Source organism: Bacillus cereus group sp. MYBK195-1, assembly GCF_051916605.1.
In the GTDB taxonomy this organism is placed as follows: domain Bacteria; phylum Bacillota; class Bacilli; order Bacillales; family Bacillaceae_G; genus Bacillus_A; species Bacillus_A cereus.
This window is the reverse complement of the sequence record NZ_JBQAGZ010000001.1, coordinates 569,440-593,979: the sequence shown is the minus strand read 5'-3', so window position 1 is coordinate 593,979 and position 24,540 is coordinate 569,440. Positions and strand designations below refer to the sequence as shown.

Sequence of the window (24,540 nt, the reverse complement as noted above, 5' to 3'; positions counted from 1 at the left end):
TTTTGTTCTTATACTATAAAGAACAAAACGTAACACTCGCTTTTACTTATAAGTACCTCTTCTCACCCACTGCGTTGCAATCCATTTCTCGCCTTTCGTTACAGGTGCCCCTCCGTGTAACGTAAGCTCGTTTAGTGATTGATCTTGATAAAAATACTCAAAGTATACTGCCATTCCCTTTCTAGGGTGTACAGAAAGATTTAATTTTGGGAAGTACGTTTCTCCGCCTTCTTCTACATCATTTAAATACATTACAAGCGTACTAATACGATTGTTAGCAGCTGATCTACTATGTTCCGCAAAATAATCATAGTGTGCTTTATATTGTTGATCCACTTCATAATTTAAAATGTGCAATCCTTCTCCGTGCGCCACCGGAACATTCATGATAGATGAAATTCGTTTTTCAATCTTTGAAGTAAGTTCATTGTCTTCCAGAAATGCACCGCTACTTGTTCGAATATCATTTACATCACGTGATGAACCAATTTTAGAACGCTCCATTTTATTTTTAGACATTTCAATCAATTCGTCACATTCTTCATTACTTAGTACATTTGCTAATACGACAATAAGAGGTTCTTCGAATTTTGAAATAATGTGTATTTCTCTATCTTCTGTCATAATCGTATTTCCTTTATGATCAAAAATAGTTTGTTCCTTATTTTCACCTATTTGATTGTTGTTTGTCATTTCCCTATTCTCCCTAAAAATAATGATTGGATAGCATGAATATATCATATTCTTTCTACCTTTCTCTTTTTTGAGAAAATTTAAACTTTTAATCATTATATTTATCCATTTCTTCTAAAAAATCAATTCAATTTACAATAGGAAATCCTGGTTTATCTATATATATATTTTACATATTATCTTTCTATCCAATCGACTATTTTCCCATCCTTTTTTCTATACCGAAAACTCACCGTATAGAAAGCTTCCTGTTTGAGTGTACACTGCAAAGCAACGAGAATTAAATCATTTTCAAAGACATAATTTCCACTCGCTTCTCCCTTTTCATACTGAAAGAAAAATGTATCTTCTTTTTCTTTTTGCTGTAAGTCTTTTTTTATATCTGTAATAGATCGGTTAAGTAATTCATCCAATAAAAATTTTTGTTCTATTCCTATATAAAAATTTTTATCTGTAAACAACATATTTGTTTCGTATATAAAAAAAGAAGTTAATAAAATAAGAAAGATAATCGTTCCAGGCATTGTAAATCCCTTTTGCTTTCTCATACGTTTATTCCTATTTCGCTATATCGCATAACTACACCTTCATATATTTTCCCACTAGTATCTTTCACATTTATAATGAGTACATGAGGTGTTAGTTTGTAAGAAACCGTTCCAATATTTTGTAAAACAACTTCCCTCCCGCGCCTATTTACCTTTCTTATAAGACGACTATTCTCTTTTTCATACGATACTTCACTCCCATTACGCGATCGGAATTGTAAAATACTTTCTCCATTTTCAAATGCTAGCTGTTCTCCAGATGATACTTCACGAAACTCCAATTGCATTTGCCCTAAATACACATCCCACTCCCAATCATTTAACCCTTTCGACTGTTTATTTTCCATTTCAATGAAATGTAGGCGGGGAAAGAGCAAAAAAAATATTGATAATAGAAACAGACATACAATCATTTCTATTAATGAAAAACCAAATTCTAATTTATTTTTTCTCCTACATAAAAGCATTGTTCCATCATTCTGTCTTTCACATCTTTCCACATGGTACAAACTTCATTTCCTCCCCAATATGTGTAATACACAATTCCATTTATATTCTTTTCTATTATTCGCTTTTCTTCATTTCCATACATATATATAGCTGCTTCTTTTTTTAATAATCCAGTTGCCTTATAACGAATTTGTATATTTTTTCTTTCTTGCATAACTAATACTGTTTGCGGTAGTAGTAACGATACAGCCATCATTAAAACACTTAACGATACAATCATTTCAGCCATTATGGATCCTTTTTGACATTTCACGATACGTAAATCTCCCTCTTCCAAGCTGAAATACAATTTCATATTTATAATTTCTATACGAAATTATAATCGTACCACCTCTATTAATATTTCCACTTGGATTATATGTCATCGGATTTGGAAACGTATGCAAATCAATTTGTATATCTTCTTCATACTCTCGCTTAACGATATAATACTTTGTACCTGACTCTTTTATAGCATACATATTTCTATCTTTATGCCAACGTAATGTGTAGTGCTTTTGACGGTTTATCGCTAATTGCTGCATATACAAAATATCATTTGAAAACTGTCTCAAAAATTGTTCAACTTTTTGTCGCTCGTATAAGGAATGAACACTAAAATACGTAACTATACTTAATACAGAAATAACAAATAAAACGAGTAACATTTCTAAAAAAGTAAACCCTTGTTGTTTCACAATGCCCTAATTGATACTGTGCCATCATCTGATATATGAATAGATTCGCCATTCGGACACTTATCAGTTGTAATATACTTTTCATCTGCCAGTTCTTTTAACGATGGAATTTTATTATGTTGTAATTGATATACTTGTATTTGCGCTTCTATAGATTTCATGTAAGCTGCACACCCTTTTCCTTGGACCGATGAACGCTGTGTAACTACATTTGGAATAATTAATAGTAATAATATAGTTATGACAACCATTACTAATAGCATCTCTAACAGAGTAAATCCTTCCTCATTCTGCATACAAATGCCCCCTAAATAGAATTCATCATTTGAAACATCGGCATAATCATCGCTAAATACATAAGGACAACGATTCCTCCAATACATGTAAATAAAATAGGCTGAATGATAACTAACATATGTTTAATTTTTCGTTCCATCTTTTCCATAATAAGATCGCTATAGTCACCTAATTCAATCCCTAAATTGCCATTTGCTTGTCCATGCGTAATAACATAAGAAAGTTCTTTCTCGTAATACCCACTTTTAGCAATGATAGATTGTAACTGTTCTCCTCCAATTAATTGTCTTTCAATCCGATTCGCTTCATATTGAAAGAACGGATGATATCTTTGCTCCATCATTATTGTTAAAGCTTCGCATACTGATAGTCCACCATTTAATAAACCACTCAACTGAGTAGCAAAATAATGTGAATGCTTTAAAATAAGAAATGTTTTGATGAGAGGAATACGAAGCATGATTTTTACCTGTCTAATATGTGGAAGTTTCCTAAAATACAACATGTATAAACTACATCCAATAATAATAGTTAAAATAGCGGTTAAAATAATGTATGGTAGCAGTTTTATTGCACTTAAAATTTGTTCTGTAAGTAGTGGTGTATTAGAACCGAACGAACTATAAACCATTTCAACCTGAGGTAATAAAATGAGGTTAAAAATAAAAAGCATGATTAGTAGAAAAAACATCAAGAACATAGGATACTGCATTATTTTCATCATGTCTCTCCTATACTTATCTTTCTTATAAAGAAGTGCACTTCCTTGTTGCAAAGCAAAAGAAATATCACCATGTTGCTCGGCATAAAATAGATAACTTAACATGTCCTGATGAAACTTTAACTGATGAAAAGAATCGTGTAGACTTTCCCCATCTTTTAACCCCTCAATCATGCGCTGCAATTGTACTTTCTTTTCTACAGGTAATTGAAACTGTAAAAATTCTAATGCTTGTAAAAGAGAGTAGCCTTTTTCTAATAATTCTCCTAAACGTTTCAACAATACTACTTGATCACTTAAACTCCAAGTTTTCTTAAACATAAACATCTTCTTCTAAAAAACCTAAAGCATATCCTTTTCGTATTGACGATTCTAAAGTCTCATGTTTGTAAGTAACACATTCTCCATCTGCTTCTTTAAGTGCTTGTTTTAACTCATGTCCATATAGTAGCTCATAAATGCTTGCTTGCCTTACTTGCCTCATTGATTTACATAAAGTTGAGCACTTTCCTCTGCAAAACGGACACTTCAATTCGACAAGTCGCTGTGCAGCTACAGCCAATAAAGACTGTTCGATCTCTTGCCTCGTTATACCATAATCCATGAAACGAATGATTGCTCCTTTCGCATCATTCGTATGCAGCGTTGTCATTACTAAATGTCCTGTCAAACTTGCTCTTATAGCTATTTTTGCTGTTTCCTCATCCCGGATTTCACCGACTAAAATAATATCTGGATCATGACGTAAAATAGCCTTTAATCCTGTTTCATATGTGAGACCCGCTTTTTCATTTATTTGAATTTGTAATACATCGTCACTTCTTTTTTCAACAGGATCTTCAAGTGTAATGATGCGACGTGTTTTCTTTCTTCTAATTACTTCTAATAATGCATACATTGTCGTCGTCTTCCCAGATCCAGTCGGTCCAGTAAACACGAGTAGCCCCTGTGAATATCGTAAAAACGAGAGTAGTTTTGCTGCCGTACTTGGAAATAACGAAAGATGTGATAAGGGCTGAACAGATGCTTGTAAATGAAGGCGAATAACGAGACTTTCTTGATATACTGTTGGAAGTGTTGAAAGGCGTAAATACACTTCTTGTCCATCAATTTGCAAATACAACGAACCATTCTGTGGCTTCCGTTTCTCTCCTATGTCCATAGATGCTAAAAATTTGAAATGTGAGACAAGTTTTTCTCCAAACTCCTTTTCAATACACTGGCTCGTCATTAAATCTTTTCCTATACGTAGTTGCACTGCTACATCCTTCTGCCGGGGCACAATATGTAAATCTGACGCTTGTACCCTACACGCTTCTTTTAAAATTGTATTCGCAAAAATTTCAATCCCATTCATCACTTTTCCCTCCTCACTATGTATATAGCATGAAAACATGCACAATAAAAATTTGGACTTTTGTATTTTCAATAGAGTAAAAAGGAAAAATATGTTTGTGAAATTATGAACAATTTCCGAATTATTGTCTGAAATTACCTATAATAATGTTTATCTGTATTATAATGTTATTATCTTGGATAAAGTGATAAAGGTGGAGATCCTCATGGAACAAGCTTTAAAAATTACAGGTGTATTATCTGACCCAACTCGTTATTACATTTATAAATATATTTCGCAAAAACATAGTTACGTAACGGTACAAGAAATTGCAGATGAATTCGATATTCATCCAAACGTAGCGCGTTTACATTTATCTAAATTAGAAGATGTTCATATGCTAAAATCGGAAACGAAGAAAACTGGAAAAGGCGGAAGACCGAGCAGATTGTATGTCTTATCTGAAGATGTTATCCAATTACAATTTCCATTCCGTGATTATCAATTGTTAGCAAGAATCGCATTTAATTCTTTACTTAGCCTTGGCGCTGCTGGTGAGAAAGCGCTATACGAAACAGGAAAACAATTCGGAGCTGAATTAATGCAACAACATATGCAACGTTTAAATGTGAGTGAAGATGCTTTAACAGTGGAACAAAAAGTTCAAATTGCAAAAGAAGCTTTCTCAACAGCTGGCTTATCACCTGCATTTGAATTAAGTGCAGATGGAACAAAAATTTTCTATGATGTACACAATTGTCCATTTAAAGAAGTTGCTGTTCATCATCCAACTGAAATTTGTAACATGCACGGAGATATGATGAAAGGAATTTTTGAAATCCTATTCCCTAACATGGAATTAACTCGAAATGATAGTCTATTAGATGGATGTAAATCTTGTAATTATAAACTAACAATTTAATTTCTCATATAAAAAGAAGCCAATAATAATTGGCTTCTTTTTATATGAATGAATATTTACAATAGTAAGAAAAATAAACTATAATGAGGTGAGGTTTACTTTTTTTAGAAAAGGAGGGAGATGGCATGGAGCGCATGTTTCGCGTTCTCGGCTTTTGGACTGGAATTTTCTCGGTTATGTTTTACGTAGGGGATATGCAACAGACCGCACTACTATTTTTAGGACAAACAGGTTTCTTCGTACTTTTAAGCTATTTAAAATTAACAGAGCGTATGTATATATACGTATTTGGGGCATATTTAACTGTTTTCTTCATAGGATTTACATACTACACGACGTTTTTACTTGTCCCTGGGGCTGGACATTAAAAGATGGCATTTTGCCATCTTTTTTTAATTCCGGAATTTCCTAGTTGACTTATAGGTTTTATTGCCTTATATTCTATATAACAGATTGGAATTAGGGGGAATCAACATGAATACACTGCTTGTCGGAATTAACGTTGCAGTCATGCTCATTTTAGTTGGCGTATTATATTATATGCAACGTAAGCATGTATCTTTTAATAAACGTGTATTTACTGCTTTAGGAGTCGGAATTATATTCGGTCTTATATTACAATTTATTTATGAACCAACTTCTAAAGTAATTATTGAATCAAATACTTGGTTTGGCTTAATCGGTAACGGTTATGTGAAATTACTTCAAATGATCGTTATGCCACTTATTTTAGTATCTATTATTTCAGCCTTTACAAAATTACAGTTAACGAAAAACCTTGGTAAAATCAGTGGTCTTATTATCGGAATTTTAATTCTTACTACAGGAATCGCTGCAGCTGTCGGTATCGCTGCAAGTGCAGGATTTGATGTATCTGCAACAGGCTTGCAACAAGGTGATGCAGAATCTGCTCGTCTGAAACTAGTTGAAGAAAGATTTACTTCTATTGAAAAGACAACAATTCCAGATAAATTATTAGAGCTATTACCTACAAATCCGTTTCTTGATTTAACAGGCGCTCGTCCAACATCAACAATTTCTGTCGTAATATTTGCAGCCTTTATCGGCATTGCCTTTATAGGTGTAAAACGAAAATATCCAGAACAAGCAGAACTATTTAAGAAAATGCTTGATGCTGTATATGCAATCGTAATGCGTATGGTAACATTAATTTTACGCCTTACTCCATACGGCGTATTAGCTCTTATGGCAAAAACAGTTGCTGGTAGCGATATAAATGCTATTTTAAAACTTGGTAACTTCGTGTTAGCCTCTTACGTAGCACTTATCGTAATGTTTATCATTCACTTATTATTAATTGCATTGTCTGGTTTAAATCCAATTCAATATTTGAAAAAAGTGTTCCCTGTACTAACTTTTGCATTCACATCTCGCTCTAGTGCTGGTGCGATGCCATTAAATATTGAAGCTCAAAAAGAAAAGCTTGGTATTTCCGAAGGAATTGCAAACTTCGCAGCTTCATTTGGGGTATCTATCGGACAAAACGGTTGCGCAGGTATTTATCCAGCAATGCTTGCAATGATGGTCGCTCCAACTGTAGGAATTGATCCATTACAACCACAATTTATTTTAACTTTAATCGCTGTTATCGCTATTAGCTCATTCGGTGTTGCCGGAGTTGGTGGCGGCGCAACATTCGCAGCTTTAATCGTACTATCTACAATGAACTTACCAATCGGTATTGTTGCTCTAGTTATCTCGGTTGAGCCATTAATCGATATGGGGCGTACAGCTCTTAACGTAAGTGGTTCTATGACAGCAGGTCTTATTTCAAGTAAATGGCTTGGTGAATTAGATCAAGATACGTACAATCAAGATGATACAAAAACTGGTGAAATTGCTTCATAATGAAAAAAAGACGCTAACATACAATTGTTAGCGTCTTTTTTATTCCGTTCCCTCTTTATAGATTTTATCTTGAGAATTCTTACTCCAAGTATTCTTCTAGTTGCTCTTTTAACTCCTCCTCAATCTCATAACAAGATTCATCAACAAGTTCCCCTACTTTCTTACTCCCAAAAATGTTTGATTGAATTGACATTCCTAACAAGATTCTTTCGCATTTCCAAATTGGAATATAGTGAAATTCAATCATCTCTTTTTCTTCATCTAATATAGCTATGGCAACTGATGAATAATAACCCACCTCAAAGGGATTCTCTTTTTCTCTTGCAAATCCCATATCTAATTCCATGTGTTTTTCTATGTATAAATGCGCATACTCTTTATGCAGTTTAAGTGATATTCGCTCTATTTCCTTCTCCATACATTGAATGTTCTCTTTTAACTCCAACGTAAACTCCTGTTCTTTATATTTCATTTTCGCCTCCTTAAACATAGAAAAAGAGAATATAATAACATATCCTCTTTCCTCAAATATATTTCATTATCTCACAGCCCGTCCTTTTCACAAATAACCATTTTGTTCGCACCATTTATGAAATTGTCCTACGTCTACTCCAACTAACACGATATCCTTGAGCTCTACATCAATGATTTGTTCTCCAATTACAATAGCAAACTGCGATGCTAATTTTGTCTCGTTTTTCTTTACAATTCCAATTCGGTTCCGATGCGGTCCATCTTTTATATATGCTTTTTGTCCTACAATATCAAAGTTCAAAATTCTCACCTCTTTTACTGCGCTCAAATTGGAAATACGATCTCCACCTCGGAAAATTTCCTTTCATTGCACTATTTCTCTATATATATGACGAAACAATAAAAGAGTCCTTCCTTCTTTACAATTATTTTTTCTTTGTTTCATTTTTGTGATTGAAACGTAAAGTTTATAATAAAATACACTTGGAAGCGCTTTCTATGTAATTTTTTATGTTATAATATATAAGTAGAACTTCGTAAAGAGGGTTAAAAAATGAATACAAAAATGATTAAAAAAGTAATTGAAGCATTAAAAGTATATGGCTTTCAGGATGTATCATTCTGTGACAAAACGAAGCAATTTTTATTTCATAACGAAACCGATATTATGAGCGGCTATGCAGAAATAACATATAGTAGTCAATTTGAAAAATTCAACGTACAAATTCATCCGATTGAAACGCATCACCAAGCAGAGTTACAAGAGATTGAAAGACATATACAAGCTTGTATAAGAAAAGTGGAATATTTAAACGCACTTCTTACCGGGCAGACAAAACTAGATGATAAAATTATTATTATGTAAAAAAAGAACGTGATCCAATCACGTTCTTTTTTCATTATACGTTCATCTTTTCCTTTAGTTGTAATCCTGTAACAGATTCTAATACATCCATCGATTCTCCAAATGTCATATCAAAAATTGTCTTGTCCTCTATGTATGGAAACTGTCTGAAACGCTTTTCTAACACCTTCACAGCATCTGATGTAAAGTTTGCACTATCAATGCCAAATTCTGTTTCAAGAAGAACGATCCAATCTAGCACATGAAAACCTAATCCATTGACGAATGAAATAAGTTTTTCTTCTGGATTTGAAGATAAGAATACTTGGCGTTCCATCTCACTAAAAAGTTCTTCTCCTAAGATTTCAGCTAACTCATCATCATGTTCACGTTCAACAAGTTCTTCGTAGCCGTAATCATCCACAAGCTCTTCTACTTCTTCACTATCCTGACAAAGCAATTGACTAAGAAGTGCCTCTTTCTTAAATTCACTATTTTGTACGACTTCTAAAAAGCTCGTTTCCCATCCATTTTCTAATTTCATATTATGTACTCCTTTATATACGTTTCTTATCATCACTGTACCCAAAAGATCACTTTTATAACCTTTTAGGTAGTTACTATTATTTCACATGATTCATAACATAAGATGCAAACTCAGCTACATCTCCTTCAAAAATATTTATTTCTGGCAAGTGATAGAACGTTGTTTGGAGCGGGTTTCCTGCATGATATACATATATCGTTTTCTCTAGTGCAATCGCCATTCCAAACTCTGTATGGCTCCCGTTTCCACCATCTAATATAAGTAAAAATACATCCGCTTCTTTTACAGCATTTCGTTCTGCCTGACCAATTTCTCTTAATCGTTCTTCATTCGCTGCTCTTTCGTTTTTGGTCCAATCATATGTATGGTGCCATCCTGCATGTTTCAGTTCATTTGCTACGGAATGTACAAGATGTTTATTTTGGAAACCTGAGGCGATATAAAAATTCATTTATATACACTCCTTCATTATGTATGGGGAAACTCCTTTTTAGCGTTATTTGTTATAGCTATAATAAAGAACAACTTCAAAAAAAATCCCCATCTTTAAAACTTATTTGCGTTTAAATGATGGGATGCTTCATGGTCTTCTTTTATTTTTTGTTTTTTATAACTTTCATCAGCTAACATTTCTAGTTCAGCTGTTATCTCTGACTTTTCAAGCTCTCTTTCTTGCGAAAATTTCCTTGAAATATAAACAATAACACTACCAACGTACAACACAAAGCATATAATAAGTGCAGTATTTTCATAGAGACTTAGCTCCAACACAGTCACTCCTAATCCATTCGTATTTTCACGCCTCATTAATTGGAATTTCCCTATTAACCCATTTGTTATCCCGCTATTTGAGGGCAGTAAGACTCCCTCCTCAAAATTCAGTAACAGTAAAGAAGTTAGATGTGGGATGAACCCAACTGATTAAAGTTTCACTTTATTGTAACATAAAAATATCAATTCTTGGAATCTTTCACCCTACTAAAAGAGGCATGATTGTTTCATCATGCCTCTGAAATATTTTGAATGATTGTTTTAATTGCTTCTTTTCCATTATATTTTTTTAGTGCTGTTTTATACTTTTCATTATTTTGATTCAATTCTTCGACATACTTTATAAGAGATTTTACAGTTACATCTTCTTCATATAATACGGAGGCATACCCTTGCCTTTCAAAGGACTCTGCATTTAATATTTGATCTCCACGGCTTGCAAATTTCGATAATGGAATTAAAACCATCGGCTTTTGTAATGTTAAAAATTCAAAAATTGCGTTGGAGCCCGCGCGTGAAATAACAAAATCTGTTACCGCTAATATGTCTGGCAGTTCTCCATGTACATATTCAAATTGTCTATATCCTTCTTTATTTTGTAAACTTTCGTCAAGGTTACCTTTTCCGCAAAGGTGAACAATTTGATATTTTTTAAGAAGTTCTGGTAATGCTTCTCGAGCCGTATCATTAATTTTTTTCGCGCCCAAGCTGCCTCCCATAATCGTAATAACTGGCTTTTTACGTGAAAAACCTAAAAACGCTAAACCTTTTTCACGATTTCCCTTCAGCACTTCTTCACGTACAGGAGATCCCGTATATATTACTTTTTCTTTCGGTAAATGTTTCGCTGCTTCTTCAAACGTAACAAATATTTTCGAAGCAAAACGAAGCGCAATTTTATTTGCTAGTCCTGGTGTCATATCAGATTCATGTAATAAAACTGGTACTCTATTTAGCCATCCTCCAATTACGACTGGTACAGATACGAAACCGCCTTTTGAAAAAATCACATCTGGTTTTAGTTTTCGAATCCTTACATACGCATCCATAACACCCTTCATTACAAGAAAAGGATCTTTTATATTTTTCAAATCAAAATAACGACGTAGCTTTCCACTCGAAATACTATAGTAGGGAATGCCTTCCTTTTCTATAATCGTTTTCTCAATACCTTGATGAGAACCAATATAAGAGATATCCCAGTTGTCTTCCTGTAAATATGGGATAATGGCTAAATTAGGTGTTACATGTCCTGCCGAACCGCCACCTGTAAAGACTATTTTCTTCATACGTCTCCCCCTTCTAGACTATAATACACTAAAATATCTTGCCTCAGGGTGAGAAAATACCATAGCCGTTACAGACGCTTCTGGCTCCATCATGAATCCTTCTGTTAATGAAATACCTATTTCCTCTGGATGAATTAAGCGAAATAGCTTTTCTTGATCTGCAAGTTCTGGACACGCCGGATAACCAAATGACACTCGTATTCCTCTATATTTCGTACGGAAACGTTCTTCCATCGTCAGTTCCGGTGAGTCCGGAATGCCCCAGCGGTCACGAATGAGCATATGTGTTTTTTCAGCAAGTCCTTCCGCTAATTCAAGCGCTAACGATTGAATGGCATGACTACGTAGGTAATCACCTTTCGCCTTCCACTCTTCTGCAATGTCCCGAACTCCTTCCCCAACCGTAACAGATAAGAAAGCAACATAGTCCATCTCATCTCCTATTGGGCGCAAATAATCACCTAAAGTACGATAGGGAGCCTTTCCTTGTCTAGGGAATGTGAAACGCTCTATAACACGCATATGATCTTCTGGATCATATATTACAATGTTTTGTCCGTCGCTTTGCGCTGGGAAAAATTGATACACTGCTTTCGGCTTTAACCAAGATTGTCCTTCCTGCAATAATTCATCTATTAAATCATTTAATTCATGTGCTCTCTTATCTCCCTCTTTCAAAAGCTTCTTCACATTCCCTTTTAATCCAAGGTGATGCCCAAGTAGCATTTGTCTATTTAAAAATGGAGCGAGATGAAGGGCCGGAATATCGCGTAATACAATTCGTTTTGTTGAATCAGGCACGATAACTTCAGCCTTCGGTAATGGCTCAATTACTGCTGGAATTTCTACTTTCTTCTCCTCTTTTTTTACGATATGAAGATGACGTTCTTTTTTATCCTGTTTCATCTTCTCACGCTCTTCTTCTTTTTGAAGCTTATTAATAATATCGAGCCCCGTCATCGCATCACTCGCATAACAAACGAGCCCTTTATATGATGGTGAAATCCGATTATCTGTAAACTTTCTCGTTAACGCTGCACCACCTACAACAATGGGAACATCAATATTTGCTGCTTTTAAATCTTCAGCAGTCGTTACCATTTGTTGCGCTGATTTTACTAATAAACCTGAAAGGCCTATAATATCCGGCTTCTTTTCTTGTACTTCTTGAACAATTCGATCCGAACGTACATTAATTCCTAAATTAATAATCTCATATCCGTTATTTGCTAAAATAATTTCAACGAGATTTTTCCCAATATCATGCACGTCACCTTTTACAGTTGCTAATAATACTTTCCCTTTTTTCGCACTATCACTAGATTCCATATGTGGCTCTAAATAGCTTACAGCAGCTTTCATACTTTCAGCACTTTGCAATACTTCAGCAACAATAAGTTCATTATTATTAAATAGTCGTCCTACCTCATCCATCCCTGTCATAAGCGGACCGTTAATAATATCAAGAGGTTTTCTTCCTTCTTCAAGCGCAAGACTTAAATCCTCGTGTAATCCTTGTTTCGTACCTTCTACAATATAATTTGCTAGTCTTTCATCAAGCGTTAACGTTTCTTGCACAACGATATCTTTCTTTTTAGCAACTCGGTAAAAGTTTGTAAATTCTTCTAACGTCTCTTTCGTCGTTTCAAACAGTAATGCATCTGCAAGGCGTTTTTCTTCCTGTGGAATTGACGCATAGCGTTCTAATTTTTCCGTATTCACAATTGCGTAATCTAACCCTGCTTTCGTAGCATGATATAAAAAGACTGAATTTAATACTTCACGTCCAGCCGGTGGTAAACCAAATGATATGTTACTTACCCCTAAAATCGTTAAACACTCTGGTAACGCTTCTTTAATAAGGCGAATTCCTTCTATAGTCGCTGCCGCTGAACCAATATATTCTTCATCACCTGTCCCTACCGGAAACACAAGTGCATCAAAAATAATATCTGACGGGCGTATCCCATACTTCTTTGTAAGTAATTCATAGCTTCTTTTCGCAATTTCTATCTTTCGTTCCGCACTAACCGCCATACCGTCTTCATCAATTGTTCCTACAACTATAGCAGCACCATACTTCTGAAGAAGCGGTGTCACTTTTTTAAATCGTTCTTCTCCATCTTCTAAATTAATTGAATTAATAACAGCTTTTCCTTGAATATAAGTAAGAGCTCGTTCCATCACATTTTCATCTGTTGAATCAATCATAATCGGTACTTTTAAAACTTTCGTAACTTCTGCTAAGAAGTTTTCCATATCTTCTATTTCATCGCGATCAGGATCTGCCATACAAATATCAATAATATGAGCATTTTTCTTCACTTGCGCTCTTGCCACTTCAGCAGCCTCTTCAAATTTCCCTTCTGCTACTAATCGTTTAAATTTACGTGACCCAATAACATTCGTTCTTTCACCTACAAATAACGGTCTCATAGACTCATCATATTGCAGTGCTTCTAATCCACTAATTCCATGTCCTTCTCTCTCATGGTGGTCACGAGGCTTAAGAGATGCTAGCGCGGATTTCATTGCTTTTATATGTTCTGGTGTCGTGCCACAACAACCACCAATAATATTAATCCATCCTTCTTCAGCAAATCGCTTCACCTTTTCAGCAAGAGAAGATGGAGATTCATGGTAATGTCCATCTTCATCAGGAAGACCTGCATTTGGATAACAAGAAATGTAACACTCCGATAAATCAGATAGTGAACGAATATGGTCCCTCATAAACTCCGGACCAGTCGCACAGTTTAACCCAACAGATAATGGTTTCATATGTTCTACTGATAAATAAAAAGCTTCAATTGTTTGCCCAGCCAGAGTCGTTCCCATTGGCTCAATCGTACCTGAAATCATAATAGGAACCGTTTTTTTTAGTTCTTCAAAAGCGGCTTGAATTCCAATATAAGCTGCTTTCACGTTACGCATATCTTGACTCGTCTCAACGAGTAATACATCAACTTCTCCTTTTAATAATCCTCGTGCCTGCCTTGTATAAGCCTCAATCAATTCTTCAAAAGTCACACCACCAGTAACACTAATTGCTTTCGTTGTTGGTCCCATCGCTCCCGCAACATATACTTCCTTCCCGCTTTCTTTAACAGCTTGCTTCGCCAAAAGTGCTGCCTTTTCATTTAGTTCTTCATCTAAATGAGACAGCTCATAATCACTTAGTACAATATTCGTTGCCCCAAATGTATTTGTTTCAATAATATCCGCTCCAGCTTCAATATAAGCTTTATGAATCTTTAAAATAACGTCTGGTCTTGTTTCCACTAAATATTCATTACAGCCCTCGTACTCTTCTCCTCCGAAATCTTCAGCAGTTAAATCCTCTTGCTGAATCATTGTCCCCATTGCACCATCTAATATTAAAATGCTATTTTTCAATTTTTCTTCTATACACTTCATCAATTAATACCTTCTTTCACTTCTTGCTTTTCTCTTACATATTTAACAAGATGTTCTGTAATTTCATACTTTAAAAATGGTGTAATAAGATAAATACCATTAAAATATTTCATCGCCGCATCGATCAATTCTTGTGAAATGCGAATCCCTTCCTCAATTGCTGCCTCTTTCGTTTCATGTCCATCCATTCTCTCTCTTATTTCTTCAGGAAGAGTAATACCCGGCACCTCAAAATGAAGAAAATCTGCATTCCGCTTACTTACTAACGGCATAATTCCAATAAAAATAGGTTGTTCCAAATGCTTTGTCGCTTCATACACTTCTTCAATTAACTTGATATCGTAAATTGGCTGAGTTAAAAAATACTCCGCTCCAGCATCTATTTTTCGCTCCATTCGCTTAACCGCTGCTTTTAAGTGCCTCACGTGAGGATTAAATGCGCCGCCTACAGAAAACCTTGTCGCCGGTCCAATTGATTTCCCTAAAATTGAACGTCCATCGTTCATTTCTTTAATCATTTTAATAAGCTCAATAGAGGATAAATCATATACAGAAGTGGCACCGGGAAAATCACCAACGCGCGCTGGATCACCAGTTAAAGCTAACACTTCTTCCATCCCTAACGCCGATAAACCTAACAAATGAGATTGTAGTCCAATGACGTTATGATCTCTACACGTTAAATGCGTCAATACTGGGATATCATGCTTCGTTAATAACGCACCCATCGCCATATTAGAGACACGAGGCGATGCTAATGAATTATCTGCTAGAGTAATAGCATCTGCTCCCGCTCTTTTTAACGCTCTTGCTCCTTCAAAAAAACGCTGTGTATCTAACGTTTTCGGTGGATCTAATTCCACTACAACTGTCGTTTGTTTTTTTGCTTTCTCTGCTAGAGTGACGTGAGCCTTCGAACGTTTCTCATGCGTATGAACGACTTTTGGCCTTTGAATCGTTTCTTTTTCTATTACAGGGGTAATATTCGCAACAGCGCGCTTCATACTTTGAATATGTTCTGGAGTCGTACCACAACAGCCACCCAATAACCGAATACCTTGCTCAATAAATTTCGGTGTCATCGCTTCAAAATAAGCTGGGCTTCCCTCATATACGTAACGTCCCTCTACATAATTCGGGAGACCTGCATTTGGGTATGCTGATAAATAGCCATTTTGCGGAATCGATATCATTTTGAAAGCTTCCGTCATATGAAGCGGCCCCAGTTGACAATTCAATCCAACAACATTTGCACCGTAATCTATAAACTGCTTTAATATTTCATTGACATCATTTCCATTTTGAGTCGTACCTGCTTCATGTAACGCTAATTGCGCAACAATCGGAATATTCGTTTGCTTACGCAACACTTTAACAGCATGAAGTAATTCAAATTCATCATAAAAAGTTTCTAATAGTAATCCATCAACCTGTTCTTCTAGTAAAGCCCCCGCCTGTTCAAGTAACATAAACTCCCTTTCCATATCAGTCGTTGTAACAGCTCCGATATGTTTCATACCACCAATTGTTCCTAAAATTGCATTTTTATCTGTCACAGATGCTTTCGCCAATTTCACTGCCGCTCTATTAATTTTTGTAACTTGATTTTCTAAACCATACATACGTAATTTCGCCTCATTTGCTCCATACGTATTCGTTTGAATTACATCTGCTCCAGCAGCTACATATTGTTTATGAATGGATATAATTAGATCTGGATCAGATACGTTCAATTCTTCAAAGCTACTTTGCAAACCATGTGAATGCAATAACGTTCCAACCGCACCATCACCTATTACAATTCCTTTTGATAATAAATCTAGTAATTTCACGAATCTCCCTCATTTCTATCAATATAAAAACCCCCTCTTCACTTTGAAGAGGGGGACATAATTGTTCCTCCTCTTATTATGCAAAACATTCGTTTTGCAGGTATTAGCACCGTTTCAAACATTTCGTTTGAAGGTTGCCGGGTTTCACAGGGCCTTTCCCTCCACCGCTCTCAATAAGAGTTGTCTTTATTATTTTATTTATGTAGCTAAAAGGAAATGCGTTCCCCTTTTAACAATGTTTGTTAATTTTTTAATAAATTTAGCATGCACAAAAGTAAAAGTCAATGACACTTGCGGAAAAATAAAAATTATTTAAAATAAAGTTGCAATTCAATTATCTTTTATTGTAAAGTTAAAAACATAATAAAAATTTCATACGAACATTCTTATCTAGAGAGGTAGAGGGACTGGCCCTGTGACGCCTCAGCAACCATTAACATTTTGTTAATAAGGTGCTAATTCCAGCAAATTGTGAAAGATTTGACAGATGAGAAGAAGACTCTATTCAAACCGAAAGCCTTCTTCTTAGAAGGCTTTTTTTATTTTATATTCACTTAATGTTTCAATTTAAAAAGGAGGAATTTTCACATGTCAACAATCGAAACCAAACTAGCACAAATCGGAAATCGTAGTGAAACTACAACTGGAACGGTTAATCCACCAGTTTATTTCTCAACCGCTTATCGTCACGAAGGAATTGGTAAATCTACTGGCTTTGACTATTCACGAACTGGCAATCCAACTCGCGGTCTTTTAGAACAGGCGATTGCAGACTTAGAATATGGCGAACAAGGTTATGCCTGTAGTTCAGGGATGGCGGCTGTTCTCCTCGTCCTTTCTCTATTCCGCTCTGGAGACGAACTTATTGTATCTGAAGATTTATACGGGGGAACGTATCGATTATTTTCTGAGCATGAAAAAAAGTGGAATGTTCGATGTAGATACGTAAATACACAGTCTATTAAACAAATTGAGCAAGCTATCACAACTGAAACGAAGGCTATTTTCATAGAAACTCCAACTAATCCATTAATGCAAGTTACTGATATTGCTGCTGTCGCAACTGTAGCGAAAAGGCACGGACTACTTCTTATTGTAGACAACACATTCTACACACCTTATATACAGCAACCATTAACAGAAGGTGCTGACATTGTACTTCATAGCGCAACGAAATATTTAGGGGGACATAACGATGTACTAAGCGGGCTTGTCGTTGCAAAAGGAAAGGAACTTTGCGAGGAAATCGCTCATTATCATAATGCATCAGGTGCAGTTTTAAGCCCATTTGACTCATGGTTATTAATTCGCGGTATGAAAACGTTAGCGCTTCGCATGAGACAACATGAAGAAAATGCGAAAGCAGTTGTTGCGTATTTAAGCGATGAAGACGGGGTAACAGATGTATTTTATCCAGGAAGAGGCGGCATGATTTCATTCCGCCTTAAAGATGAAGCTTGGATTAATCCATTCTTACAATCTTTATCCTTAATTACATTTGCCGAAAGTCTTGGTGGTGTAGAAAGTTTAATGACTTATCCAGCAACGCAAACACATGCTGATATTCCTGAAGAAATTAGAACAGCAAACGGCGTATGCAATCGTCTTCTTCGATTCTCAGTTGGCATTGAAAATAGTAACGATTTAATTCAAGACTTAAAGCAAGCCATTAAACTCGTAAAAGAAGGTGTAAGAATATGAGCTATTCTATAGATACACTCTTACTACACAACCAATATAAACATGACTCGCAAACAGGCGCTGTGAACGTTCCTATTTATAACACATCAACTTTTCACCAGTTTGATGTAGATACGTTCGGAAAATATGACTATAGCAGGTCAGGAAATCCAACTCGTGAAGCTCTTGAAGATATCATTGCTTTATTAGAAGGCGGAACAAAAGGATTCGCCTTTGCATCAGGCATTGCAGCGATTTCCACTGCATTCCTCCTTCTTTCACAAGGTGATCACGTACTCATTTCAGAAGATGTGTACGGAGGCACTTACCGAGTGATAACTGAGGTACTCTCCCGTTACGGTGTTTCACATACATTTGTTGATATGACCAATTTAGAAGAAATAAAACAAAACATGAAACCAAATACAAAGCTCTTTTATGTAGAAACACCTTCTAATCCACTTTTAAAAGTGACAGATATTCGCGAGGTTTCTAAACTCGCAAAATCTATTGGCGCTCTTACTTTTGTTGATAATACATTTTTGACACCACTATTCCAAAAACCACTTGAACTTGGAGCTGATGTCGTTCTTCATAGTGCTACAAAATTTATTGCTGGTCATAGTGATGTTACTGCCGGATTAGCAGTAGTAAAGGATGCAGAACTCGCTCAAAAGCTTGGATTTTTACAAAATGCATTCGGTGCTATTTTAGGACCTCAAGATTGTTCTCTCGTACTTCGCGGTCTAAAAACATTGCATGTACGCCTCGAGCATTCAGCTAAAAATGCGAATAAAATTGCACATTATTTACAAGAGCATGCTAAAGTACAAAATGTCTATTATCCGGGATTACAAACACATCTCGGATTTGATATTCAACAATCTCAAGCAACATCAGCTGGAGCGGTCTTATCGTTTACTTTGCAGTCAGAAGATGCACTCCGCCAATTTTTATCAAAAGTAAGATTACCTGTTTTTGCAGTTAGTTTAGGAGCTGTAGAGTCAATTCTTTCTTATCCAGCAAAAATGTCACATGCAGCACTGTCGCAAGAAGCTCGTGATGAAAGAGGAATCTCTAATTCATTACTTCGGTTATCAGTCGGTCTTGAAAATGTTAACGATTTAATATCCGATTTTGAAAATGCCCTTTCTTATGTAGAAGAACCTGTAAATGCATAGAGAAAAAGAAGATATGAGATTAGGTTTTCATATCTTCTTTTTCTGCGTTTTAGTTATATTCATTTGAATTTCTTCTTTTCTTATAGTCCATAAAAAAATAAAAGTATATCATCTATTTCTAAATAATGGATTAATTGATATATTAAGAAATAAAAAGGGGTGAAAATAATGGATACTTGTTCAGATATTTTAATCGTTATCGATTTACAAAATGGCGTATGTTATAGCGAGGAGCATTTATTTGATTTACAGAACTTACTAACAAAAGTAAATAAAAGAATTTATTCATACAGAAAATTAAATAAACCAATCCTTTTTGTTCAACATTGTGATGATGATTTAGTACCCGAGAAAGAACTTTGGGCTATTCATACCGATCTAGATGTTCAAGAACAAGATTTTTTTGTAAGAAAAACACATGCAAATTCATTTTATAAAACAAACTTAAAAGAAATTTTAGATCGATTATCTGTAAATTGCATTGAATTTTGTGGCGCCCAAACAGAGTACTGTATGGATGCTACGATTAAGTTTGCCCACGGACTAGGATACGAAAACTTTATGGTACAGAAAACAACCTCTACGTTGAATAATCCTTTTATGTCCGCAAAAGAGACAATTGATTTTTATGAGAACATATGGAATCACAGATTTTTAACGTTGCTAAAAGATGAATTTTAGAATAAATGACTAATGAATTGATCATCCTAAGATTTATCAGCCGTAATCAAATATTTCATTATCACCATAAAGAAGCGAATTACATTCAGCTTCTTTTCTTTTAACCTGTTTTATATTCTATATATATCATTATAATTCCTTTGTCATATTATTTTAAAAATTTCGTATATTCATTTGAAAGAATAAGAAAATCATGATAAAATTGTGTTACAAATATATCTATATCTTTCAATTTTTAAAACGCATCGAAATTTTCACCCAAAAATGTCATTTTACAAAAACATGCTAATTTACCTATTTTATTTACATCAGGGTCTCTTTTCTTACAATTTCTTTACTTTAGGACTTTTTTTCTGCAACAACTATTTTCTTTTCTTTAAATTTTTGGTATGTATAGTATGGTATAATAGCTCACACGGAGGTGGAAAAGAACATGTTAGAAACCTTTCAAAAAGAATTAGAACTATATGAAAGTAATGCAGAATTATTAAAAGTGCTAGCTCATCCTGTTCGTTTATGTATCGTAAAAGGATTAATCGAGCGCGGTCCAAGCAACGTTTCTACAATGTATACTGGCTTAAACATGCCACAATCTACAATTTCACAGCATTTAGCAAAATTAAAAAGCGCTAAAATCGTTTCTAGTGAAAGAAAAGGATTAGAAATTTATTACAAAGTAGAGAATGAAACAATCATTCAACTCGTTCGCGTATTATTAGGTTAGGGACTAATAATCGAAGAAAAAGAACGTATTCTATATTTTTCATCTCATATCTTTAATATAAATATATATCATGAGAGGAAATATATAATACTACATAAGTCGTATTAAAAAACAAGACACAGTATATACTGTGTCTTGTTTTTTATATTGTTACATACCGATCCAAATGTAAATGTTGCATATCTTTTGTATGTATAACAACATCAAATGCACTCCCTACTCCTCCATTCAAAATCATAGAACGAACTGCTCGATTTTGTTTTTGCGTTTCAGAAAAAGGATTCGTATCTTGATGGCTCGTAAGCTGTTCTAATATCCCTGCAGCTAACAAGAACTCAGATTGTTTCTTATGCCATACTGCATTCATTCCTTGCATACTAAACATCTCCTTTAGCTCGTCCCAATGAATATGAGTAGTAAGATCCATTTCACCTGGATGCGCTAGTGGGTTACGTATTAGCTTATGCTGATAATACCCTCGCAAACTTCCTTCACGGTGTGCTGGATGCATCCATTCTTCTTTTGTGTATCCGTAATCAACTGTAATACATATACCTTTTTGAAACCATTTCGCAATTTCTTTTATATACTCCTCCATCACAATTGGTACTTCAAAACGTTGCCCTTCAGCAATATGAATATTATATTTCAATAAATAGCGACCAATTCTTTTATCTAACGGCCTACATACTTCTGAAAGGCTTCCTTCCTCTGTATATGTAATACGTACTTCATACAACATACCATTTCTTTTCTCAATTATTTCAACAGGAAATGCATCAAACAACTCATTCGAAAAAAGAATTCCCTCGAAAGAATCTCCCATTTCACTATAGGAGGTATAGTACGATACATTAGAAAATGAGCCAAGGTGCTCCTGCTGTAATTTTCTATGAAAGGGGCTCACTTCAATCATTGAATAGTTTAAATCAATAAAGGTTTTTGGAGATAATTGCTTCCATTCTTGTAAAACATCATAGGCAAACTTCCCTGTTCCTCCGCCAATTTCACAAATATTCGGAGCAACTTCACCATTTTCAACAAGACGAATAAAAAGTTTAGCAAAAGTTTTTGCAAACACAGAGGATACGTTGCTACTTGTAAAAAAATCCCCTTGTCTTCCAATCTTTTCACGTTCTTTCATATAATATCCATGACCTTCTGTATACAATACAAGGTTCATATACGTACTATATGAAATTGAATAATCCTTTTCTTTCCCCATCCATTCTCTTAAAATGAGCTCCATTCCCATAATGACTCCTTATTGTAAAAACGGATTATTTTCTTTTTCAAAGCCAATGCTTGTTTCTGGACCATGTCCACATAAAACCGCTGTTTCATCTGGTAATACAAATAATTTCTCTTCAATACTTCCAATTAATTCAGCGAAACTTCCACCAGGTAAATCTGTTCTTCCAATGCTCATTTGGAACAATACATCTCCTGAGAATACAGCATTCGCCTCTTTACTATAATAAGAAATACTTCCTGGAGAATGTCCTGGTGTCTCAAAAATTTCAAAATTAAATGATCCAATTGTTAATGTACCTTCTGCATCAATAATATGATCCGCTGGTTTTGCTGTAATACTGCGGTTCATCATAAAAATTTGAGAGCCGTTTACAGTTGCATCTCCTAACCAATCTGCTTCTTCTTTATGTACGTACACAGGAATATGAAAAGTGTCTCTTACCGCATCAACAGCACCGATATGATCAAAGTGAGCATGTGTTAATAAAACAGCTAATGGTTTTAATTGTTCTTCTTGTACATATGTAACGAGCTTTTCACCTTCATGACCAGGGTCAAAGATAATGCACTCTTTTTGATCGTTCATTAAAATATAAGCATTTGTTTGTAATGGGCCTAACGGCATTTGTATCCATTTCATATGAAAATCTCCTCCAGTTATTAAACTTACTTTTAATGATACAACATTTCTTTCTCTGAGGAAAAGAAAGGATGCTATCTCGACAATCATTTTTAAAACATGTACAATATAAAAGAGTAAATATTCCAAAAACTCATAATAAGAAATGGGTAGACAGAGGAGGATATTGTATGGGCCTTGTTATTATTTTTACACTTGTCACTCTGTTAGCTGTATTTGCTACGCTTAGAACACTTCGTGAAAAAAACTTTTTCGCGAGCGGCTTTGCAATTGCAACTGTACTCGTTTTCGGATGGTTTACGATCATGACTGTTCTATATAACGGGTATCCACCAGCAGCTTAATTCGTTTACACTTTATTCTTCATCGAGATTTCACACAAAAAAGAGGAAGGGTTCCCCCCTTCCTCTTTTCATATTTCACAGCTTATATCATCTTCGCTTCGTATTTGTGCTTTTTTACAAGCCAAGCTCCTCCGATAACACCTGCATCATTACCAAGTGTTGCAATAGCTAACTTCGTGCTCTTTACAGCACGTGAGAAAGCATATTGCTCGAAATAGCGTTGAATTGGTTCTAATAGCGCATCTCCAGCTTTAGACACGCCTCCACCAATAACAATTTTCTCTGGGTTCAATGTACTAGAAAGGTTCGCTACAGCTAATCCTAAATAAGAAGCTACTTTTTCTACTACTTCACCTGCTAATTCATCACCTTGTCCAAGTGCTTCAAAGACATCTTTTGATGTAATACGTCCTTCTTCAGCTAACATAGAACGCAACATGCTCTCTTTATTAGTCTCTTGTATTTTTTGCATAGCAACACGTACAATACCTGTCGCAGATGCTACTGTTTCTAAGCAACCAGACTTTCCGCAATTACATGGGAAAGCATTTTCTGTAACGACTGTAATATGTCCAATCTCACCAGCAGCACCACTCACGCCGTGTACAATCTCACCATTGGCGATTACACCACCACCAACGCCCGTACCAAGTGTCATACAGATTAAATCTTTTGCACCTTCACCAGCACCTTTCCACATTTCACCAAGCGCTGCTAAGTTTGCATCATTATCAATAACAACAGGTAATCCTGTTTCTACTTCTAATAAATCTTTTAGCGGATAGTTTTTCCACCCTAAATTAACCGCTTCATAAATCATTCCAGACGCCACATGTACAGGACCAGGAGCTCCCATACCAATACCAATTAACTTGCTCTTCAATTCGCCTAATTCTTCTAGCTTTTTATCAATTGCTTTCGCAACATCAAGTGTAATATGTTTTCCTTGCTCACCTGTATTCGTAGGGATTTCCCACTTATGTAAAATTTCACCGTATACATTAATAAATGCTAATTTAATCGTTGTACCACCAAGGTCAACACCAACTAACCATTTCTCTTCCATGTTGCTTACCTACCTTTATCTAATTCTTATTTAGCTCTTTTTGAATTTCTTGCTTCAATAAAAATAAAGCTGTTTGATAGTCTTGTGGATCGATTAGCTGTGATTGATTTAATTCACGCAATTCATCTTGCATTAATTGTAAATCTGCAATTCGATCTCCCGTATAAATAATCGTACCAAATTTCTTTAGCAATTGCTGAATATCATAAATGGATACCATTTC

Annotated in this window: 29 protein-coding genes and 2 riboswitches; of the genes, 9 read left to right on the top strand and 20 right to left on the bottom strand. The window is 35.1% G+C overall.

Translation table 11 applies throughout. The features are described 5' to 3' along the window. Positions 1-42 precede the first annotated feature (42 nt). The 8 genes from ACTFRY_RS03205 to comGA form a co-directional block, all read right to left on the bottom strand. Entirely contained in the window at positions 43-693 is a 651-nt protein-coding gene (locus ACTFRY_RS03205) for a 2OG-Fe(II) oxygenase (RefSeq protein ID WP_141541448.1), read from the bottom strand. Positions 694-869: 176 nt separating this feature from the next. After that, on the bottom strand, positions 870-1,241 hold the full coding sequence (comGG, locus tag ACTFRY_RS03200) for a competence type IV pilus minor pilin ComGG (RefSeq protein WP_044795904.1): 372 nt from the start codon (positions 1,239-1,241) through the stop codon (positions 870-872). Continuing rightward, the gene (gene comGF / locus ACTFRY_RS03195) at positions 1,238-1,708 is read right to left on the bottom strand and encodes a competence type IV pilus minor pilin ComGF (RefSeq protein ID WP_000923099.1); all 471 of its coding nucleotides are present in this window, start codon (positions 1,706-1,708) and stop codon (positions 1,238-1,240) included. Before comGF ends, comGG begins: the two co-directional genes overlap by 4 nt. Beyond that, the gene (locus ACTFRY_RS03190; protein WP_000829473.1) at positions 1,678-1,980 is read right to left on the bottom strand and encodes a hypothetical protein; all 303 of its coding nucleotides are present in this window, start codon (positions 1,978-1,980) and stop codon (positions 1,678-1,680) included. Before ACTFRY_RS03190 ends, comGF begins: the two co-directional genes overlap by 31 nt. Continuing rightward, entirely contained in the window at positions 1,973-2,428 is a 456-nt protein-coding gene (comGD, locus tag ACTFRY_RS03185; protein ID WP_000813143.1) for a competence type IV pilus minor pilin ComGD, read from the bottom strand. Before comGD ends, ACTFRY_RS03190 begins: the two co-directional genes overlap by 8 nt. Continuing rightward, a complete protein-coding gene (comGC, locus tag ACTFRY_RS03180; RefSeq protein WP_001178683.1) occupies positions 2,425-2,724 on the bottom strand; it encodes a competence type IV pilus major pilin ComGC in 300 nt (99 codons plus the stop codon). Before comGC ends, comGD begins: the two co-directional genes overlap by 4 nt. 11 nt (positions 2,725-2,735) lie before the next feature. After that, positions 2,736-3,767 (bottom strand): competence type IV pilus assembly protein ComGB, encoded by a 1,032-nt coding sequence (gene comGB, locus ACTFRY_RS03175; protein WP_052660079.1) that lies wholly within the window; start codon positions 3,765-3,767, stop codon positions 2,736-2,738. Continuing rightward, positions 3,760-4,803, bottom strand: a complete 1,044-nt coding sequence (gene comGA, locus ACTFRY_RS03170; protein WP_098616193.1) for a competence type IV pilus ATPase ComGA — start codon at positions 4,801-4,803, stop codon at positions 3,760-3,762. Before comGA ends, comGB begins: the two co-directional genes overlap by 8 nt. A 205-nt stretch (positions 4,804-5,008) precedes the next feature. On the opposite strand from comGA, the gene ACTFRY_RS03165 reads away from it, so the two are divergent. The 3 genes from ACTFRY_RS03165 (at position 5,009) to ACTFRY_RS03155 (ending at position 7,573) form a co-directional block, all read left to right on the top strand. After that, positions 5,009-5,704 (top strand): helix-turn-helix transcriptional regulator, encoded by a 696-nt coding sequence (locus ACTFRY_RS03165; protein WP_000434125.1) that lies wholly within the window; start codon positions 5,009-5,011, stop codon positions 5,702-5,704. Between the two features lie 125 nt (positions 5,705-5,829). Continuing rightward, positions 5,830-6,072 (top strand): DUF2626 domain-containing protein, encoded by a 243-nt coding sequence (locus ACTFRY_RS03160; protein ID WP_000440721.1) that lies wholly within the window; start codon positions 5,830-5,832, stop codon positions 6,070-6,072. 106 nt (positions 6,073-6,178) lie between these two features. Next, the gene (locus ACTFRY_RS03155) at positions 6,179-7,573 is read left to right on the top strand and encodes an L-cystine transporter (protein ID WP_001094336.1); all 1,395 of its coding nucleotides are present in this window, start codon (positions 6,179-6,181) and stop codon (positions 7,571-7,573) included. Positions 7,574-7,652: 79 nt separating this feature from the next. Here the strand turns inward: ACTFRY_RS03155 and ACTFRY_RS03150 are convergent, their stop codons facing one another. After that, the gene (locus ACTFRY_RS03150; RefSeq protein WP_044795900.1) at positions 7,653-8,045 is read right to left on the bottom strand and encodes a hypothetical protein; all 393 of its coding nucleotides are present in this window, start codon (positions 8,043-8,045) and stop codon (positions 7,653-7,655) included. Positions 8,046-8,132: 87 nt separating this feature from the next. Then, positions 8,133-8,348: a DUF3912 family protein gene (locus ACTFRY_RS03145; protein WP_001008326.1), complete on the bottom strand. Its 216-nt coding sequence runs from the start codon at positions 8,346-8,348 to the stop codon at positions 8,133-8,135. A gap of 252 nt (positions 8,349-8,600) precedes the next feature. Between ACTFRY_RS03145 and ACTFRY_RS03140 the strand changes: the two genes are divergently transcribed. After that, the gene (locus tag ACTFRY_RS03140; RefSeq protein ID WP_001093237.1) at positions 8,601-8,912 is read left to right on the top strand and encodes a hypothetical protein; all 312 of its coding nucleotides are present in this window, start codon (positions 8,601-8,603) and stop codon (positions 8,910-8,912) included. A gap of 34 nt (positions 8,913-8,946) precedes the next feature. On the opposite strand, the gene ACTFRY_RS03135 is transcribed toward ACTFRY_RS03140, so the two are convergent. The 6 genes from ACTFRY_RS03135 to ACTFRY_RS03110 all read right to left on the bottom strand — a co-directional run bounded on the left by ACTFRY_RS03135 (position 8,947) and on the right by ACTFRY_RS03110 (position 16,747). Beyond that, a complete protein-coding gene (locus ACTFRY_RS03135) occupies positions 8,947-9,435 on the bottom strand; it encodes a hypothetical protein (protein ID WP_000764267.1) in 489 nt (162 codons plus the stop codon). Positions 9,436-9,514: 79 nt separating this feature from the next. Next, positions 9,515-9,889, bottom strand: coding sequence for a nucleoside 2-deoxyribosyltransferase (locus ACTFRY_RS03130; protein ID WP_016118628.1), 375 nt, complete (start codon positions 9,887-9,889; stop codon positions 9,515-9,517). A gap of 95 nt (positions 9,890-9,984) precedes the next feature. Next, positions 9,985-10,245, bottom strand: coding sequence for a DUF3966 domain-containing protein (locus ACTFRY_RS03125; RefSeq protein ID WP_001250699.1), 261 nt, complete (start codon positions 10,243-10,245; stop codon positions 9,985-9,987). Between the two features lie 194 nt (positions 10,246-10,439). Beyond that, entirely contained in the window at positions 10,440-11,498 is a 1,059-nt protein-coding gene (gene murG, locus ACTFRY_RS03120) for an undecaprenyldiphospho-muramoylpentapeptide beta-N-acetylglucosaminyltransferase (RefSeq protein ID WP_000724777.1), read from the bottom strand. An 18-nt stretch (positions 11,499-11,516) separates the two neighbouring features. Continuing rightward, the gene (metH, locus tag ACTFRY_RS03115) at positions 11,517-14,915 is read right to left on the bottom strand and encodes a methionine synthase (protein WP_044795899.1); all 3,399 of its coding nucleotides are present in this window, start codon (positions 14,913-14,915) and stop codon (positions 11,517-11,519) included. Continuing rightward, positions 14,915-16,747: a bifunctional homocysteine S-methyltransferase/methylenetetrahydrofolate reductase gene (locus tag ACTFRY_RS03110; RefSeq protein ID WP_016118630.1), complete on the bottom strand. Its 1,833-nt coding sequence runs from the start codon at positions 16,745-16,747 to the stop codon at positions 14,915-14,917. The genes metH and ACTFRY_RS03110 overlap by 1 nt, the downstream gene beginning before the upstream one ends. Before the next feature lie 70 nt (positions 16,748-16,817). Continuing rightward, positions 16,818-16,927: riboswitch (SAM riboswitch) on the bottom strand. 203 nt (positions 16,928-17,130) lie between these two features. Next, positions 17,131-17,241: riboswitch (SAM riboswitch) on the top strand. Between the two features lie 94 nt (positions 17,242-17,335). On the opposite strand from ACTFRY_RS03110, the gene metI reads away from it, so the two are divergent. From metI to ACTFRY_RS03090, 4 genes are all read left to right on the top strand, one after another. Further along, positions 17,336-18,448, top strand: coding sequence for a cystathionine gamma-synthase/O-acetylhomoserine thiolyase (metI, locus tag ACTFRY_RS03105; RefSeq protein ID WP_000103892.1), 1,113 nt, complete (start codon positions 17,336-17,338; stop codon positions 18,446-18,448). After that, positions 18,445-19,608 (top strand): cystathionine beta-lyase, encoded by a 1,164-nt coding sequence (gene metC, locus ACTFRY_RS03100; protein WP_044795895.1) that lies wholly within the window; start codon positions 18,445-18,447, stop codon positions 19,606-19,608. The genes metI and metC overlap by 4 nt, the downstream gene beginning before the upstream one ends. Positions 19,609-19,776: 168 nt before the next feature. After that, positions 19,777-20,289 (top strand): cysteine hydrolase family protein, encoded by a 513-nt coding sequence (locus ACTFRY_RS03095; protein ID WP_000379179.1) that lies wholly within the window; start codon positions 19,777-19,779, stop codon positions 20,287-20,289. A gap of 433 nt (positions 20,290-20,722) precedes the next feature. Next, positions 20,723-21,013, top strand: a complete 291-nt coding sequence (locus ACTFRY_RS03090) for an ArsR/SmtB family transcription factor (RefSeq protein WP_000894377.1) — start codon at positions 20,723-20,725, stop codon at positions 21,011-21,013. Between the two features lie 142 nt (positions 21,014-21,155). Here the strand turns inward: ACTFRY_RS03090 and ACTFRY_RS03085 are convergent, their stop codons facing one another. Together ACTFRY_RS03085 and ACTFRY_RS03080 are read right to left on the bottom strand one after the other, a co-directional pair. Continuing rightward, positions 21,156-22,268, bottom strand: a complete 1,113-nt coding sequence (locus ACTFRY_RS03085; protein WP_000525141.1) for a class I SAM-dependent methyltransferase — start codon at positions 22,266-22,268, stop codon at positions 21,156-21,158. Between the two features lie 9 nt (positions 22,269-22,277). Next, positions 22,278-22,907, bottom strand: coding sequence for an MBL fold metallo-hydrolase (locus ACTFRY_RS03080; protein WP_000871238.1), 630 nt, complete (start codon positions 22,905-22,907; stop codon positions 22,278-22,280). 170 nt (positions 22,908-23,077) lie between these two features. On the opposite strand from ACTFRY_RS03080, the gene ACTFRY_RS03075 reads away from it, so the two are divergent. Further along, entirely contained in the window at positions 23,078-23,251 is a 174-nt protein-coding gene (locus ACTFRY_RS03075) for a DUF2759 domain-containing protein (RefSeq protein WP_000524852.1), read from the top strand. An 82-nt stretch (positions 23,252-23,333) separates the two neighbouring features. Here the strand turns inward: ACTFRY_RS03075 and glcK are convergent, their stop codons facing one another. Together glcK and ACTFRY_RS03065 are read right to left on the bottom strand one after the other, a co-directional pair. Next, the gene (gene glcK, locus ACTFRY_RS03070; protein WP_000391701.1) at positions 23,334-24,317 is read right to left on the bottom strand and encodes a glucokinase; all 984 of its coding nucleotides are present in this window, start codon (positions 24,315-24,317) and stop codon (positions 23,334-23,336) included. Between the two features lie 19 nt (positions 24,318-24,336). Next, on the bottom strand, positions 24,337-24,537 hold the full coding sequence (locus ACTFRY_RS03065; RefSeq protein ID WP_000253699.1) for a YqgQ family protein: 201 nt from the start codon (positions 24,535-24,537) through the stop codon (positions 24,337-24,339). Between the last annotated feature and the right edge of the window lie 3 nt (positions 24,538-24,540).